The 14,990-nt window shown below is 46.8% G+C and carries 14 protein-coding genes and 1 pseudogene; 10 read left to right on the top strand and 5 right to left on the bottom strand.

The genetic code is table 11. The annotated features are described in order from the left end of the window. Nucleotides 1–42: 42 nt before the first annotated feature. From BST99_RS02820 to BST99_RS02800, 5 genes are read left to right on the top strand one after another with little or no spacing between them, the layout of a single operon-like run. Nucleotides 43–1,197 carry an ABC transporter substrate-binding protein gene (locus BST99_RS02820; RefSeq protein ID WP_105000446.1) on the top strand — a complete coding sequence of 385 codons (1,155 nt, stop codon included), beginning with the start codon at nucleotides 43–45 and terminating at the stop codon, nucleotides 1,195–1,197. Beyond that, on the top strand, nucleotides 1,194–2,216 hold the full coding sequence (locus BST99_RS02815; protein ID WP_105000445.1) for an iron ABC transporter permease: 1,023 nt from the start codon (nucleotides 1,194–1,196) through the stop codon (nucleotides 2,214–2,216). Before BST99_RS02820 ends, BST99_RS02815 begins: the two co-directional genes overlap by 4 nt. Before the next feature lie 24 nt (nucleotides 2,217–2,240). Further along, nucleotides 2,241–3,002 carry an ABC transporter ATP-binding protein gene (locus tag BST99_RS02810; protein ID WP_105000444.1) on the top strand — a complete coding sequence of 254 codons (762 nt, stop codon included), beginning with the start codon at nucleotides 2,241–2,243 and terminating at the stop codon, nucleotides 3,000–3,002. 33 nt (nucleotides 3,003–3,035) lie between these two features. Beyond that, a complete protein-coding gene (gene rmuC / locus BST99_RS02805) occupies nucleotides 3,036–4,400 on the top strand; it encodes a DNA recombination protein RmuC (protein WP_105000443.1) in 1,365 nt (454 codons plus the stop codon). 9 nt (nucleotides 4,401–4,409) lie between these two features. Then, entirely contained in the window at nucleotides 4,410–4,799 is a 390-nt protein-coding gene (locus tag BST99_RS02800; RefSeq protein WP_105000442.1) for a 6-phosphogluconate dehydrogenase, read from the top strand. On the opposite strand, the gene pgl is transcribed toward BST99_RS02800, so the two are convergent. Together pgl and zwf are read right to left on the bottom strand one after the other, a co-directional pair. Next, nucleotides 4,796–5,518: a 6-phosphogluconolactonase gene (gene pgl / locus BST99_RS02795; protein WP_105000441.1), complete on the bottom strand. Its 723-nt coding sequence runs from the start codon at nucleotides 5,516–5,518 to the stop codon at nucleotides 4,796–4,798. The two genes, BST99_RS02800 and pgl, sit on opposite strands and share 4 nt — an antisense overlap. A gap of 7 nt (nucleotides 5,519–5,525) precedes the next feature. Then, a complete protein-coding gene (gene zwf, locus BST99_RS02790) occupies nucleotides 5,526–7,064 on the bottom strand; it encodes a glucose-6-phosphate dehydrogenase (RefSeq protein ID WP_394335600.1) in 1,539 nt (512 codons plus the stop codon). Between the two features lie 106 nt (nucleotides 7,065–7,170). Between zwf and gndA the strand changes: the two genes are divergently transcribed. The 3 genes from gndA to BST99_RS02780 all read left to right on the top strand — a co-directional run bounded on the left by gndA (nucleotide 7,171) and on the right by BST99_RS02780 (nucleotide 9,604). Next, nucleotides 7,171–8,127: an NADP-dependent phosphogluconate dehydrogenase gene (gndA, locus tag BST99_RS02785; protein ID WP_317046103.1), complete on the top strand. Its 957-nt coding sequence runs from the start codon at nucleotides 7,171–7,173 to the stop codon at nucleotides 8,125–8,127. Between the two features lie 5 nt (nucleotides 8,128–8,132). Beyond that, entirely contained in the window at nucleotides 8,133–8,585 is a 453-nt protein-coding gene (locus BST99_RS14865) for an NADP(+)-dependent, decarboxylating phosphogluconate dehydrogenase (RefSeq protein ID WP_317046102.1), read from the top strand. Nucleotides 8,586–8,656: 71 nt separating this feature from the next. After that, nucleotides 8,657–9,604: a hypothetical protein gene (locus tag BST99_RS02780; RefSeq protein WP_105000440.1), complete on the top strand. Its 948-nt coding sequence runs from the start codon at nucleotides 8,657–8,659 to the stop codon at nucleotides 9,602–9,604. Nucleotides 9,605–9,613: 9 nt separating this feature from the next. Here BST99_RS02780 and carB read toward each other — a convergent pair whose 3' ends face one another. Continuing rightward, entirely contained in the window at nucleotides 9,614–12,466 is a 2,853-nt protein-coding gene (gene carB / locus BST99_RS02775) for a carbamoyl-phosphate synthase large subunit (RefSeq protein WP_105000439.1), read from the bottom strand. A 123-nt stretch (nucleotides 12,467–12,589) separates the two neighbouring features. Next, nucleotides 12,590–12,747 (bottom strand): annotated as a pseudogene (gene rpmH / locus BST99_RS02770) (50S ribosomal protein L34). Nucleotides 12,748–12,924: 177 nt separating this feature from the next. Here rpmH and BST99_RS02765 point away from each other — a divergent pair. After that, on the top strand, nucleotides 12,925–13,440 hold the full coding sequence (locus tag BST99_RS02765; RefSeq protein ID WP_105000438.1) for a hypothetical protein: 516 nt from the start codon (nucleotides 12,925–12,927) through the stop codon (nucleotides 13,438–13,440). Nucleotides 13,441–13,486: 46 nt separating this feature from the next. Further along, nucleotides 13,487–14,023, top strand: a complete 537-nt coding sequence (locus BST99_RS02760; RefSeq protein WP_105000437.1) for a hypothetical protein — start codon at nucleotides 13,487–13,489, stop codon at nucleotides 14,021–14,023. On the opposite strand, the gene BST99_RS02755 is transcribed toward BST99_RS02760, so the two are convergent. Further along, entirely contained in the window at nucleotides 14,020–14,985 is a 966-nt protein-coding gene (locus BST99_RS02755; protein WP_105000436.1) for a lytic transglycosylase domain-containing protein, read from the bottom strand. The two genes, BST99_RS02760 and BST99_RS02755, sit on opposite strands and share 4 nt — an antisense overlap. Nucleotides 14,986–14,990 lie beyond the last annotated feature (5 nt).

Here is a 14,990-nt window from a genome sequence, read left to right as displayed (position 1 = left end):
AAAACCCGAGAGCCGCCCGAAAGAATGCCCTATTTTTGAGCCATGAAGAAAAATACCCTGTTCGGATTCGCTCTGTTCGGCCTGTTGTTGTGTTCAATCTGCCTTTCCTGTAAACAGGAGACCCCAAAAAAAGAGGAACTTTCCGCAATAACAGGGACAGAATCAGTCGCCAAAGGCTTTGAGATAGAACAAGCCATGGGCTACAAAATCCTTCATATTCGCAATCCCTGGCCTGGGGAAGCAGTGCACTACCGCTATGCTGTACTACCAGAGAATACGGGAATTGAGCTGCCTTCAGGAGAATTCGATGGAGTGGTTCAATTACCTCTGAAGCGCATTGTGGTTACCTCCACCACCCATATCCCCGCCCTTGAAGAACTGGGTGCCTTGGACCGACTGGTAGGCTTTCCAGGAGTAAAGTACATCTCCAGCGCCGCGGCCAATACCCGAATTAAAAACGGACAAATCAAAGAAATTGGCCCCAATGGTCAATTGAACGTAGAAGAAGTACTCGCCCTCCAACCCGATGTGGTCATCGGCTACGGGATGGGTCCCGATAACCGAAGTTTTGAGGCCCTGCAAAGAGCTGGTGTTCCCGTGGTCCTCAATGGTGACTGGACCGAGACGCATCCTTTAGGAAAAGCCGAATGGATTCGCTTTTTCGGGCTGTTTCTGGATAAGGAAGAAGAAGCCGATGAATACTTCACTGCCCTTGGTCAACGCTACAAGGAAGCTAAGGAACTTGTCTCCTCAACAGAAAATAAACCCCTGGTCTTGAGTGGAGCCGTATTTAAAGATGTTTGGTATGCTCCCGCAGGAGAAAGCTGGGCCGCTACTTTTTTAAGAGATGCTGGTGCTGACTACCTCTGGAAGGAAGAAAAAGGAACCGGTAGCCTTTCCCTGAGCTTGGAAGAGGTCCTAACCAAAGGTTCCAAAGCACAAGCCTGGGTGGCTCCCAGTCAGTTTACCAGTTATACCGCCTTAAAAGAATCGAGTGTCCACTACAGCGCACTACCCGCCTTTCAAAATAAAAAGGTGTTCACCTTTTCAAAAACAAAAGGAGAAGGTGGTGGGGTACTCTACTACGAATTAGCCCCCTATCAGCCGGATGTGGTGTTAAAAGACCTCATTCACCTCCTTCATCCGGAAGTACTGCCTGATTATCAACCCTTCTTTTTTCTTCCCTTGGATCCATGAAAAAAGCTGAGCACACTCCGGGAATTCGCTGGCTCGCCTTGATCGCTGCATTGGTGATCAGTGTGTTTCTCAATCTGGGAATGGGATCTGTCCGTCTTTCGTGGTCCGAACTTTGGGCCGACGGTGAAGGTCTGAATAGTGCTCAGTATGTTCTGCTGAACTACCGCTTACCTAAAGCCCTAGCCGCCATTTGTACCGGAGCAGGACTTTCACTCTGTGGTCTTTTGATGCAGACCCTTTTTAGAAATCCATTGGCAGGGCCTTTTGTATTAGGCATTAGTTCAGGAGCTGGCTTAGGTGCCGCCCTGCTGCTTTTGGGCAGTTCGGCCTTGATGAGTACCGTCGGTGCTGTTACCCCTTCAAGCGGGCTTCTCATATTGGCTTCCAGCATGGGTAGCCTCGGAGTACTCTTACTGGTTGGAGCCATGGCCAAATACGTTCAGGACACCCTTTCTTTACTTATTGTAGGCTTAATGCTCGGAAGTGTTACCACTGCTTTGGTCGGTGTGATGTCTTATTTTTCTTCTTCGGAAGCCCTACAGCAATACATCTTTTGGAGCTTTGGCAGTTTGGGAGGAATGTCCTGGCCACAAGTCATTTTACTCCTGGTGTTCACCTTTGTTGGAATCGTACTTGCCCTGGCGATGATCAAGGGATTAGACGGTTTTTTATTGGGAGAAGATTACGCCCAGTCCATGGGGATTTCGCCCGATCGAATTCGGTTGGGTTGTATTATCGCCGCTGGCCTTTTGGCCGGCAGCTGCACGGCTTTTGCAGGACCCATTGCTTTTGTCGGTCTGGCTGTGCCTCATATTGCGCGGCAGCAGATCAAAGAGATGGGACACCGGTATCAGATCCCTGCAGTTCTTCTTTACGGCAGTACGATCTTGCTGCTTTGTGACAGCCTGGCTCAGTGGCCCGGTTCAGCCTATGTACTGCCGATCAATGCGATCACCTCGCTTTTCGGGGCACCTATGGTTATTTGGATTGTTCTCAAACAAAAAAGACTGCGATTTTAAGATGGAAAAAACGCACTTTTCGATATCCAAAACCTAAACATTGGCTATTCCGGTAAAGGAAAGAGCTCCATTACGGTTGCTAAAAACCTCAATCATCAATTCAAATCAGGGGAACTCCTCGCTCTGGTCGGTGTCAACGGAATCGGAAAATCTACCTTGATTAAAACCCTAACCGGATTAAATCCAGCACTCAGCGGAGAATTACGGTTGTATGGTCAAGAGTTAAGTGCCTATTCCAACGCAAAAAGAGCCCAACTAATTTCGCTTGTATTGACCCGAAAAAATGCGGCTCCGAATCTGCTGGTCAAAGAGGTTTTGGCTTTAGGCAGACAACCCCACCTCAATTGGTGGGGGCAACTTCAAGGCGAAGACCACCGCATCATTCAAGAAGTAAGCAGCCTACTTTCTTTAGATCGTCTTTTAGAAAAGAACTGCACCGAATTGAGTGACGGGCAGCTTCAAAAGGTTCTTTTGGGACGGGCTATCGTGCAGGATACTCCGCTTATACTTCTGGACGAACCCACGACTCATTTAGACCTGGAGCACAAAGCCGAACTCCTACGTCTGCTCAAACAACTTTGCCGCGAGAAGGGCAAAACCATTCTGTACAGCACCCATGATATTGAATGGGCTCTTGAAATCAGCGATCGAATTTGGTTTATGGACGGAAAGGACAATCCGGTCTTTACGCCTGAAGAAGGGATTGCTTCTGGCCTGTTTGACCGACTATTTTCGCGGGAATTCCTGCAGTTCGATCGGCAAAACCGCCGATTCAAATTGCAGTAATTTCGGTATCTTTAATTGAAATTTTCATTCCCAATGACCTTAGACCCTTTCGTATTTGTATTGCTTCTCTTTGTCACCCTTGTATTGGGAGGACTGCTTGGATTCTTTGTACAAAAGAAGCTGGGCCAGGGGCAGGAAGGGCTCTGGGCCGAAAGGCAGCTTCAACAAGAAAAGCAGGTGGATGAACTCCGCGGACAACTGCAGAAATCTGAGGAGATTAAACAGCAGATTTTACAGGAGCAGGAAGGGCTTAAGCTTAAACTTCAAGAAAGTGAACTCCGCCGAGAAGGAGTGGTGAAACAGCTAGAAGATCAAAAAGAAGAACTCGAAAAGCTACAGGAAAAGTTCACCTTGGAGTTCGAAAACCTGGCTCAGAAAATTTTAGACGAGAAAAGCGAAAAGTTTGCCCTACAGAACCAGAAAAATATCAAAGTGATTCTGGATCCTCTAAAAGAAAAAATCAAACAGTTCGAAACCAAAGTTGACGATACACAAAAGGCGAATATTGGTATCCATGCAGCCCTAAAACAACAACTGGAACATCTTCAGGCTCAAAATATGAAGATGACCAAAGAAACGGAGAACCTGACCAAAGCCCTCAAAGGAGACAGCAAGATGCAAGGGAACTGGGGCGAGTTGGTTCTGGAGCGTGTTCTGGAAAAATCCGGCTTAGAAAAAGACCGGGAGTACAGCGTGCAGCAAAGTCATATCGGTGAAGACGGCCAACGCCTTATGCCCGATGTCATCATCCACCTGCCGGATGGCAAAAAAATGATTGTCGATTCCAAGGTTTCTCTAACCGATTACGAGCGCTATGTCAATGCCGAATCCGAAGAAGATCAACAAAAGGCACTGAAACAGCACATGATTTCCCTTCAGCGGCACATCGATCAGCTCTCGGCCAAAAAATACGAGGATCTGTACCAAATGGAAAGCCCCGATTTTGTGCTTCTCTTTGTTCCCATTGAACCTGCCTTCGCCCTGGCCATGAACCACAACAACGACTTCTATGTCAAGGCTTTCGAAAAGAATATTGTGATCGTGACCCCGACTACCCTATTGGCGACCTTGCGAACGATAGACAGCATGTGGGTGAACGAAAAGCAGCGTAAAAATGCCATCGAAATTGCCCGACAGGCGGGAGCTCTCTACGATAAGTTTGAAGGCTTTGTCGGCGATCTCACCCGCGTAGGCAAGCGCATGGATGATGCCAAAAAGGAATACGAAGGCGCCATGAACAAGCTGGTACTCGGTCGTGGTAACCTGGTGGTCAGTGTACAAAAGCTCAAACAAATGGGGGCTAAAGCAAAAAAAGCCCTGCCCGAAGCCATTTTAAATCGCGCTCAACAACAGCCAGAAGCGCCAGATGAAATCGAAAACACTACCTTAACGTCCTAAACCAGGTAAATGAGAAGAATTGTTTCTACCCTTTTATTTTTAATCCTGATCGGCGGTGGCATCTATTTTGCCTTCATCTATTACGCTACTTTTAGCGAGGGAGTGCGGTCCGGAGAGCTGATTAAATTCAGCCACAAAGGGGTGATCGTCAAAACCTGGGAAGGAGAAATCAGTCAAGGTATTTCTGGTGCGCAGATCTTTTCTTTTTCTGTCGAAGACAAGAACCAAGAGGTGGTCGAGCGCATGATTGATTATCAAGGCAAATACGTCAAAGTCACCTATAAAGAGCGCTTTGGCACCTTCTTCTGGTTAGGAGACACCAAGTACTACATCACCAAGGTAGAGCTGGAAGACTCCCCTCACCTCAAGCGCAAAACCGCTACAGAATCTAAAAATTAAGGCAAGTAATCCGCCGCATCCCGATCCAAGAACCACTGCAATTGACCGTTGGTTGGTCTTACCAGGTGCGAAGGGTATTCATCGTATCCGACTTTTCGGAAGTATAGATCCGCAATGACCTCTGATTTTTGCTCTCCAGCAACTAAAAAGCAAACCTCCTCGGCGTTGTTAATCAAAGCTCCGTTCAGGCTAATTCTCTTCTGACCGCTCTTCGGGTGTTCCGCCACAACGCAGTAGTCATCAGCCTCCCAAAGGTCAATTTCGTGTGGAAAAATAGAGGCGGTATGCCCATCATCACCCAGACCCAACATCAGCAGATCAAAGGAGGGCAAAAAGTTTTTCTTCGGCAAAGTATCGTCCAAAAGCACACCATAACGAAGGGCTTCGCCGGCGGGATCATCTTCTCCCTGAATACGGTGAACCTTTTCGGGATCCACTCCTATCCTGGAAAGCAGTTTCTCCTGGGTCATACCGTAATTGCTCTCCTTATCCTCGGGAGCTACACAGCGCTCGTCCCCCCAGTACCAATGCACATCATTCCAGGCAACGGCCTGCTTGTAATTGGCCGCCAAGATTTCAAAGGTCAGGCCCGGGGTACTCCCGCCGGAAAGGCAGAGGTGAAATCCCTCTCGTTTGGATCGAATTCTTTGAATCAAGTAGGCCGCAAAAGCCTCTGCTAGTTCTTCTTTATCTGCGAAAACCGCACGGTTTCTAAACATGAGTTGCTTAACAAATTACACAATAGCCCGGGTCATCAGTCAAGTGTTCTCCGGGGTTTCTCCAATAGCCCAAGCCTTCGATCAACTCGTCAGCGTGCTCTGGACCCCAAACCCCTGCCGCATAGCCATACATCCTTACATTGGCTCCTTTTTTCCAATAACCCAGAATGGGATCTACGAATTCCCAGGCCGCTTCCACTTCGTCGGCTCGAGCATAGAGGGTAGCATCCCCCTGCATGGCATCGAGCAAAAGGCGTTCATAGGCCTGCATCACATAAGTTTCGGCTAAAGAGGAATAGTAAAAGTCGAGGTTTGCCCGCTCAACCTTAAAACCTTGACCGGGTACCTTAACTCCGAACTTGATCATCATTCCCTCGTTGGGCTGAATGCGGATGATCAGCTTATTGTCCTTGTTGTCCATACCTACATCCTTGAAAATCTGATGGTGCGGTGTTTTAAAGTGAATCACCACTTCAGTCACCTTGGTCGGCATGCGTTTAGCTGTTCGTACGTAAAAGGGAACTCCTTCCCAGCGCCAGTTGTCCACATAGAACTTAATGGCTGCATAGGTTTCTGTGGTCGAAATGGGGTCTACCCCTTCTTCTTCCCGGTAGCCTTTGACCTTTACTCCATCAACTTCAGAGGCCACGTATTGACCCCTGATCGTGTTTTGATGAAGTTCTTCTTCGCTTTTCATCACCCGCAGTGACTTCAGCGCTTTTACTTTTTCGTTTCGTATGTCTTCAGGACGGTTGCTTATGGGTGGCTCCATAACCACCAAGGAGACAATTTGCAGGAGGTGGTTTTGGAACATATCGCGGACAGCACCGGATTTATCGTAGTACCCCCCTCTTTTTTCAACACCCACCTGTTCCGCATTGGTGATTTCAACGTGGTGGATGTAATTTCTATTCCACAAGGGCTCAAAGATGGAATTAGAAAAACGCGTAACCAAGAGGTTTTGCACCGTCTCTTTACCCAAGTAATGATCGATACGGTAGATCTGCTTTTCGTTGAAATACTGCTGCAATCCCTGATTGAGTTCTTTGGCTGAATCCAAGCTGTAACCAAAAGGCTTTTCAACGATCAACCGTCGCCACCCCTCTACCTGCTTGTTCAGATCTTGCTCAGCTAATTTGGCCGCAATCGTCTTGTACAGGACCGGTGGGGTCGAAAGGTAAAAGATATAATTGCCTCGGGTCCCCATCTGCACATTGATTCGGTCAATTCGTTCTTTTAAGGGGCCGTAAGAATCTTCATAACTACCACCGACATCTTCATAGAAAAAGCGACTGGAAAACCGCTTGATATAGTCTTCCCGTAAATCGTCGAGACGTTTCTCTAAATAGGGGCTTTTTTCCACGACTCGGTCCCGAAATTCTTCATCACTCATCGGGCTGCGACTCACGCCTAAGACGGCAAAATTCTCGGGTAGTTGCCGCGCAACGTACAAATTAAAGAGGGCTGGAACGAGCTTTCGGGCCGTCAAATCTCCTGAGGCTCCGAAGATTACCAAGAGTTGGTGATCGGTTTTAGACAGTGGCATAATAGTCGTTGGCTTGTACCCGACGAAGATAAGGTTTATTTTAGGTTCCTCTTTGGACAAAGCCGGTCAAGGCCGGTGCATTCCTGAGGAATCAATTGGAAGACAGATGAAAAAACAACACTACGATTTTGGCCTGGTTGGACTGGGTGTTATGGGACGCAATTTTATCCTGAATGTGGCTGACAATAACTTTGCTGCAGCCGGTTTAGACGTAAGCCAAGAGCAGGTTGACACCCTGATAGCGGAAGGTGGAAATCCGGATCGGGTCAATGCAACGACTCAGGCGAGTGAGTTTGTATCATCCCTGAAGCAACCCAGAAGAATTATGATGCTGGTTCCTGCAGGTAAAATAGTAGATCAAGTCATCGCGAACCTCTTGCCATTACTCCGTCCAGGAGACCTCTTAATCGATGGTGGAAATTCCTATTACACCGATACGGATCGGCGGGAGGCAGAACTCAAAGAAAAAGGAATCCTCTATCTGGGAGCCGGAGTCTCAGGAGGAGCCGAGGGTGCTCGAAAAGGTCCGAGTATTATGCCCGGTGGATCCCCTGAAGCTTATCCGCTTATTCAACCGGTATTTGAAGCGGCAGCGGCTAAATTTGAAGGAGAACCCTGTGTTGCTTACATGGGGAAAAAGTCGGCCGGCAACTACGTCAAAATGGTTCACAATGGCATCGAATACGCCTTGATGCAGATGCTTACTGAGATGTATGACCTGATGAAAAAATCCAGCAATGCGACCAATCTCGAAATGTCCGAGCGATTCAGCGAGTGGAATACCGGCCGGTTGCAGTCCTTCTTAGTCGAAATTACCGCAGACATTTTACAGCAAAAGGACCCGCTGGAAGAGGGATTCCTCATAGACCGAATTTTGGATAAGGCCAAGCAAAAAGGCACCGGAAAATGGACCTCTCAAAATGCAATGGACCTGGGCATCCCTGTTCCAACCATTGATATGGCCGTTACCATGAGGGGGCTTAGTGGACTCAAAGCCCTAAGGGAGGAGCTGATGCCAAATACCACCGCCCTATCCCCGAAAATCTCAATCAAAAGGACTTGATGAAAATGGCTGAGGAGGCCCTCTATTTTGGATTCTTGGTATCCTATGCGCAGGGTATGCATCTGCTCGCAGAGGCTTCCAGTGAATACGGCTATGAATTGCCTATGGTTGCCATTGCCAAAATCTGGAGGGAAGGCTGTATCATTCGAGCGGCACTGCTGGAAGATATCGCGCAGGCGTACCAAGAGGAACCCCACCTAAAACATTTGCTACTCGCCCCCTCTTTTGTGGCCAAAGTTCAAAGCTGCGTTGCGTCAACCAGAAGCCTTTTGAGCTACAGCATCAGTAACGGAATTTCTTTACCGGCTTTGTCAACAACTCTTTTGTATTTTGAGTGCTTTACCAGCCGCAGAATGCCGACCAATATGATTCAGGCACAACGCGATTATTTTGGCTCGCACACCTACGAACGTACCGACAGAGAAGGGACTTTCCATACAAAATGGTCTAAGATTTAACAAAAAGACCAATCGGTTAGCTGTTGAGATAGAGGCTTTTCCTTATATTTAGGAATCTAGTGGTAAACTCTATGACCAAATCGGAGTGGAAATCTTTTTTTGACCGAGACTTTCTCAAGAACACCCTGGCTGCCCTTGGTGGAGCCCTGAGTGCGCTCTTGATTTACTACCTCCTGACCAGACTCGACAAGCAAAAAGTGAGTCGCCTCGCCTCCGAAAAGGACGGGCGCCGTATGCGCTATTTAGGTGGACTTGTGCGGGCCAGCCAGAGCCAAAGTCAGCTATTTCTTGAAAATTTAAATCGTTTGATCGGCGAAATGAAGACAGGCCCTTTGTACTTCCCTTCCTTGGCACCGAATAGTCAACAGCACCTAGAAAGACTTTCGAATCTCCTGAATAACGAGGACTACTTCGAAGCCTATATCGATCAATTTGGCCAGGAAAATATGGGGGCTTATCACGAAATGACGTCTTCTGTTGATTTCTTTATCGCTCAAGACAAAGACCTGCGTCAATTGCTGGCTGCCGCCCAAGACGAAGACCTGAAGCGTAAATCGGTCTATCTTTCGATGGTCTACGATTTGCTTAAAAGAGGATCTGAAGTCCTTCAACTTGTATCTATTACGGGCACCGAGGGTCATCAGGAAATCAAATCGATCTACGATGCCTACCACAGCCAATTTGCATCCTATGAAGATCTGGCTTATCACCAGAATTTCTTCATTAAACCTATGCTTGAGAAAGTCTTCGTACATGTAGGAAAAGAAGACCCTGTGGTTCTGGAACTTTCGACGGCCTTCAAGTCGGCTCACAATTTGTACCGGGAGATCGAGCAGCAACAAATCGAGATGCAAACACGTCTAACCGAGCTGTTGGACGTCTATAAAAATCGAGCGCAACTCTTTCACCAACAGGCCTTACCCATCACAGAAACCTTGAGTTCCTCCGATGAGGAAGGCGGCAAAAAAAGGAAAAGGAAGCCTAAGCCTCCTTTTCCCTCTTTTCTTCTTGTTTTCTAAACTCTGGTCCTATTTAGATAAATACATCTTTCTTCTGGAGTAGAGGTTGTAGAATTCATCGTCCTTCAAGGTATCGATGAACAAGATACTTTCCCCTGTACTCTTCATTTCTGGTCCAAGGTTCTTATTCACATTCGGGAACTTGTTAAAAGAGAAGACCGGCTGCTTGATCGCATACCCATCTAAATGCGGCTTAAAGTTAAAGTCCTTAAGCTTTTTATCGCCAAGCATGATCTTGGTCGCATAATTGACATAGGGCTCTCCATAAGCCTTAGAGATAAACGGAACTGTTCTCGACGCCCTTGGGTTCGCTTCAATGATATAAACCGTATCGTCCTTGATCGCGAATTGGATGTTGATCAAACCAACTGTGTTCAAAGCCAAAGCGATTTTACGTGTGTGGTCCTTGATCTGTTGAAGTACGAACTCTCCTAAGTTAAAAGGAGGCAAGGTGGCATTCGAATCTCCGGAGTGAATACCACAGGGCTCAATATGCTCCATGATTCCGATGATATAGACATCTTCCCCATCGCAAATGGCATCCGCCTCGGCCTCAATCGCTCCATCCAGGTAGTGATCCAACAACAGTTTATTGTTTGGGATTTTGCGAAGCAAGTCCACTACGTGGGCTTCTAAATCCTCCTTGTTGATGACGATCTTCATGCCTTGTCCACCCAATACATAGGAAGGACGCACCAAAAGTGGGAAGTTCAATTCATCAGCCAAAGCCAAGGCCTGATCGGCTGTCTCGGCCACCCCAAATTTTGGATAAGGGATGTTGTGTTCTTTCAAGAGGTTCGAGAAACTTCCCCGATCCTCGGCTAAATCAAGAGATTGGTAGCTTGTTCCGATAATCTTGATCCCGTAACGATCGAGCTTCTCCGCCAGTTTAAGGGCGGTTTGCCCTCCCAACTGCACGATCACCCCTTCGGGCTTTTCATGCAGAATAATGTCGTAAATATGTTCCCAGAATACCGGCTCGAAGTAGAGCTTGTCTGCCGTATCAAAATCAGTCGATACGGTTTCTGGGTTACAGTTGATCATGATGGTCTCGTATCCGCATTCGCTAGAAGCCAATACACCGTGGACACAGCAATAATCAAACTCAATGCCTTGACCAATACGGTTTGGGCCTGAACCCAAAACCAGGATCTTCTTTCGGTCGGTAACCGCGCTATCGTTGGCCACAAATCGCTTACCGTCAGTGGTTTCAATCTCCTCTTCGAAAGTAGAATAATAATAAGGAGTCATCGCCTGGAACTCTGCTGCACAGGTGTCCACCAACTTAAAGACCCGGTTGATGCCCTGATCCATCCGGCGCTTGTGTACTTCACTTTCGTAACATTCTAGCATATGCGCGATCTGACGATCGGCAAATCCTTTCTGCTTGGCTTCCAATAAGAGGGCCTTGGGCAGGGTCTCAATGGAATGCTGGCTAATCTCCTGCTCCAAGAAATGCAGTTCCTCATATTGCTTCAGGAACCACATATCAATTTTGGTTATTTCGTGAATACGAGTCAATGGAATACCCAATTGGATGGCATCGTAAATCACAAAAACCCGGTCCCAGCTGGGTACCGTCAGCTTCTGTATAATTTGCTCGTAATCCGTATAGCCTTTACCATCAGCTCCCAAGCCGTTTCGTTTGATTTCCAAGGACTGCGTGGCCTTGTGGAGGGCTTCCTGGAAGGATCTTCCGATTCCCATCACCTCCCCTACAGATTTCATTTGAAGGCCAAGGGTACGATCAGATCCTTCAAATTTGTCGAAGTTCCAACGCGGGATTTTAACGATGACATAATCCAGGGTCGGCTCGAACAAGGCCGAAGTGGACTGGGTAATTTGGTTCTTTAGTTCATCCAAGGTGTAGCCGATGGCCAACTTGGAGGCGATTTTTGCGATAGGATAACCGGTCGCTTTGGAAGCGAGTGCTGAGGATCGAGATACCCGAGGGTTGATTTCTATAGCAATGATATCTTCTTCTTCGTCAGGGCTTACGGCGAACTGCACATTACATCCTCCGGCAAAGTCACCAATACTGCGCATCATGTGCAAAGCCATATCACGCATACGCTGGAAGGTACGATCAGAAAGGGTCATGGCTGGTGCTACCGTTATGGAATCCCCCGTGTGAATCCCCATAGGATCCATATTCTCGATGGTACAGATAATAACAACGTTGTCATTCTTATCGCGCAAAAGCTCGAGCTCGTACTCCTTCCACCCCATCAAGGCTTTATCGATCATCACCTCGTGAATAGGCGAAACCTCCAGGGCATTACTCAATAAATCATCAAAATCGTCTGGATCGTGGACGATCGCAGCTCCGGCACCCCCAAGGGTAAAAGAAGCCCGGATGACCAATGGAAAACCGAATTCTTGAGCAATTTCTTTTCCTTTAAGGAAGGAAGTTGCCGCCGCTTGAGGAGGCATCCCGATTCCAATTTTCAACATCAACTCGCGGAACTTCTCGCGGTCTTCTGTAATGTTGATCGCATCGATATCGACACCGATAATCTCTACTCCGAAGTCTTCCCAAATGCCTTTTTCGTCTGCCTCAATACACAAGTTCAGTGCCGTTTGCCCTCCCATCGTTGGCAATACAGCATCAATATTATCGTGCTTCTTTAGAATTTCGATAATGGATTTTGTGGTCAATGGCTTCAGGTAAATGTGATCCGCCATTGAAGGATCCGTCATAATGGTCGCCGGGTTGCTGTTGATCAGAATCGTTTCGATACCATCTTCGCGAAGAGATCGAAGCGCCTGTGAACCGGAATAATCAAATTCACACGCCTGTCCGATAATGATCGGTCCAGAACCAATGATGAGGATACAGTTGAGGTCTTTTCTTTTCGGCATAGTGTACTCGTTTTAAGCCCAATTTTCAGGGATTGTGGGGTATTATGTAAAGCAGTTTTGAAAAAGGTTCAAAAAAGGTGCTACCTGTAAAAGTAACACCTTTTTAATCTCTTATTCGATCATTTATTTCTTGTGACGAGGCTCAGAAGAAACCGATAATTTCTTTCTACCCTTAGCTCTTCTGCTCGCTAGGACTTTTCTTCCGTTGCTGACGCCATACGCTCTCTAAAACCGTGCTTGTTGCGACGTTTACGTTTTGAAGGCTGATATGTTCTTTTCATTCGATGGTCTCTTTAACAAATTGAGCAGAAGTTTTCTAGATCAGAATCTCCATTTCTGTCTAAAAATTCTGGGCGCAAATATACAAAGAGTTTTTAGTCGCGCAAATACATCTGCGTTTTTGTTCGCCTTAAAAAACACTATTTTTGCCTCCTACTTCATAAGAATCAAAAGAGACTATGTTTCACAAAAATATAAAGCTTGTTCTTGTTGCCCTAATCGTCGGATTCGCCGTCTATCAATTTGTTGAAGGACTGATCGGCAACGGTATCGCTTTACTCCTGCTTTCTACCATATTTATTTTCTTGTATTTCAGAAATGAAATCATCCTTCTGGCCTTCTTGCGCATGCGGAAGCAGGACTTGGAGGGAACTCAGAAGTGGTTGGACCGCATCAAAAACCCGGAGGCTTCATTGACCCAGAAGCAACAAGGTTACTACCACTATATGCACGGTATTCTCTTTTCTCAAAAAAACCTGACCCAAGCCGAAAAGCATTTTAAAAAGGCACTGAAGCTCGGTCTGAATATGGATTACGACGTCGCCATGGCCAAACTCAGCCTTGCCGGCATCGCCATGCAGAAGAGACGTAAAAGAGAAGCTACTCAACTCTTGCAAGAAGCCAAAAAGCTAGATAAAAACAATATGCTGACCGATCAGATTAAGGTCTTGCAACAGCAGATGAAGAAAATCTAAATCGGCGGCACGGTTCTTGATCGCCTAATGCAGATCAAACACCACCATGAAAAAGCTCTTTTATTGGGGTCTTCTATTAACACTGACCTCCTGCTTTCCGACCAAAACAGCGCCTAAAATAAAAACCTACAAACTCCAAAAGGCCAAACGGTTGGACTCGAGCCTGCCCAAAGACGTGGCCTTCATCTTTCAGGATAAAAAGGACGAAGGGACCTTCTATCAATTTCTGCAATCTAAGTATAGTCTGGATGAGGAGCAGATGAATGATGCTATTCCTTTCGTTGTAGATAACAGAACCTATTTCTTCAATTTTTACGAAAGGGATCGAACTTCAGAAGCCTTCTTATTAGGAGCGATGCTCGCTGTAGCTGTAGCAGGCGGAGATCCGTCGGGTGCAGACTACACGGTCTCTGGAAGTCAAAAGTGGTACATCGCCTTGCTCGTATTTGATGAAGAGGAAAAAGACGCGTTAGACGAAGAGCATCCTCATAGAAAACGAATCATCGCCTATCTCGATCTACTAAGACGAGAATACTACGGTCTTTACAGCCCGATCGAACAAGAATTCAGAACAGGGAATTAAGAGCCGCTGCGGTAGTATCCCTTTTTGGGGATTTCTATGACATAGGATTTCCCACTGCTGTTATCCAGATGTGGCTGACGCAACCAAGGGTTGTGACGCTTAAGTACCTTGTAACTCAAATCGTATTGCTTCGCAAAATCGGCCCAGCTGCTCACAGCAGAATCGACTTGCACTTCAAAGGTGGGCACCTGTACATAGAGGTCTTCCTCCTCAAACTGAAAACCGTAGTTTTCTGGGTTCGATAGAATTTCTTTGATCGCCATGATACGGAATACATAGCGGCCTGTTTCTTCGCCGAGCAACAAATCGTAGTAGTTATCGGCTTTTTGGATATCCATATACTTCTGAATTCCATTAGGACCTGCATTGTATGCAGCCGCTGTCAAGGTCCAGGTTCCGAATCGCTCTTTCCACTTTTTTAAATACTCGCAGGCTACCTGAGTAGATTTTTCCAAGTTGTAACGCTCATCTACATTCTTATTGACTTCTAGTCCGTACTCCTTACCCGTGGCGCGCATAATTTGCCAGAAACCAGTCGCTCCGGCAGGACTGACTACATTGGTCAAACCACTCTCGGCAACAGCCAGGTATTTGAAGTCATCAGGAATCCCATTTTTGGCCAGAATAGGCTCTATAATCGGGAAATACTTGTTCGCTCTTTTAATTAACAAAAGAGCGTTTGATTGCCAATAGGTATTGACCAAAAATTCGCGGTCAACACGCTCCATGATTTCGGGATCCGTAAAAGGAACCTTTTCTCCTGCAAAATGGAGATCAGCGGGGATGTCAATCGCCTTGATGTTGTACTCATCCGCTACTTGTCGATCCGATTGTTCTTTATCGTCCTCTAATTGGGTGTTGTTTACCGGGTCCTGTTGGGTAGCAAAAACAAAACTACCAATAACAAAAGCAAAGCCGATTCCGGCGAAAAAAGACTTAACAGAAGGCGTATTCCGTGACATATCTC

The organism is Aureicoccus marinus (assembly GCF_002954325.1).
GTDB lineage: Bacteria > Bacteroidota > Bacteroidia > Flavobacteriales > Flavobacteriaceae > Aureicoccus > Aureicoccus marinus.
The sequence above is the reverse complement of the archived record's forward strand: the minus strand, read 5'-3'. Positions and strand labels throughout refer to the sequence as shown.

Excerpts from the sequence above, each read along its gene's own strand:
- BST99_RS02820 (WP_105000446.1), top strand. The coding sequence starts at position 43 with ATGAAGAAAAATACCCTGTTCGGATTCGCTCTGTTCGGCCTGTTGTTG.
- BST99_RS02815 (WP_105000445.1), top strand. The coding sequence starts at position 1,194 with ATGAAAAAAGCTGAGCACACTCCGGGAATTCGCTGGCTCGCCTTGATC.
- rmuC (WP_105000443.1), top strand. The coding sequence starts at position 3,036 with ATGACCTTAGACCCTTTCGTATTTGTATTGCTTCTCTTTGTCACCCTT.
- BST99_RS02800 (WP_105000442.1), top strand. The coding sequence starts at position 4,410 with ATGAGAAGAATTGTTTCTACCCTTTTATTTTTAATCCTGATCGGCGGT.
- pgl (WP_105000441.1), bottom strand. The coding sequence starts at position 5,518 with ATGTTTAGAAACCGTGCGGTTTTCGCAGATAAAGAAGAACTAGCAGAG.
- zwf (WP_394335600.1), bottom strand. The coding sequence starts at position 7,064 with ATGCCACTGTCTAAAACCGATCACCAACTCTTGGTAATCTTCGGAGCC.
- gndA (WP_317046103.1), top strand. The coding sequence starts at position 7,171 with ATGAAAAAACAACACTACGATTTTGGCCTGGTTGGACTGGGTGTTATG.
- BST99_RS14865 (WP_317046102.1), top strand. The coding sequence starts at position 8,133 with ATGGCTGAGGAGGCCCTCTATTTTGGATTCTTGGTATCCTATGCGCAG.
- BST99_RS02780 (WP_105000440.1), top strand. The coding sequence starts at position 8,657 with ATGACCAAATCGGAGTGGAAATCTTTTTTTGACCGAGACTTTCTCAAG.
- carB (WP_105000439.1), bottom strand. The coding sequence starts at position 12,466 with ATGCCGAAAAGAAAAGACCTCAACTGTATCCTCATCATTGGTTCTGGA.
- BST99_RS02765 (WP_105000438.1), top strand. The coding sequence starts at position 12,925 with ATGTTTCACAAAAATATAAAGCTTGTTCTTGTTGCCCTAATCGTCGGA.
- BST99_RS02760 (WP_105000437.1), top strand. The coding sequence starts at position 13,487 with ATGAAAAAGCTCTTTTATTGGGGTCTTCTATTAACACTGACCTCCTGC.
- BST99_RS02755 (WP_105000436.1), bottom strand. The coding sequence starts at position 14,985 with ATGTCACGGAATACGCCTTCTGTTAAGTCTTTTTTCGCCGGAATCGGC.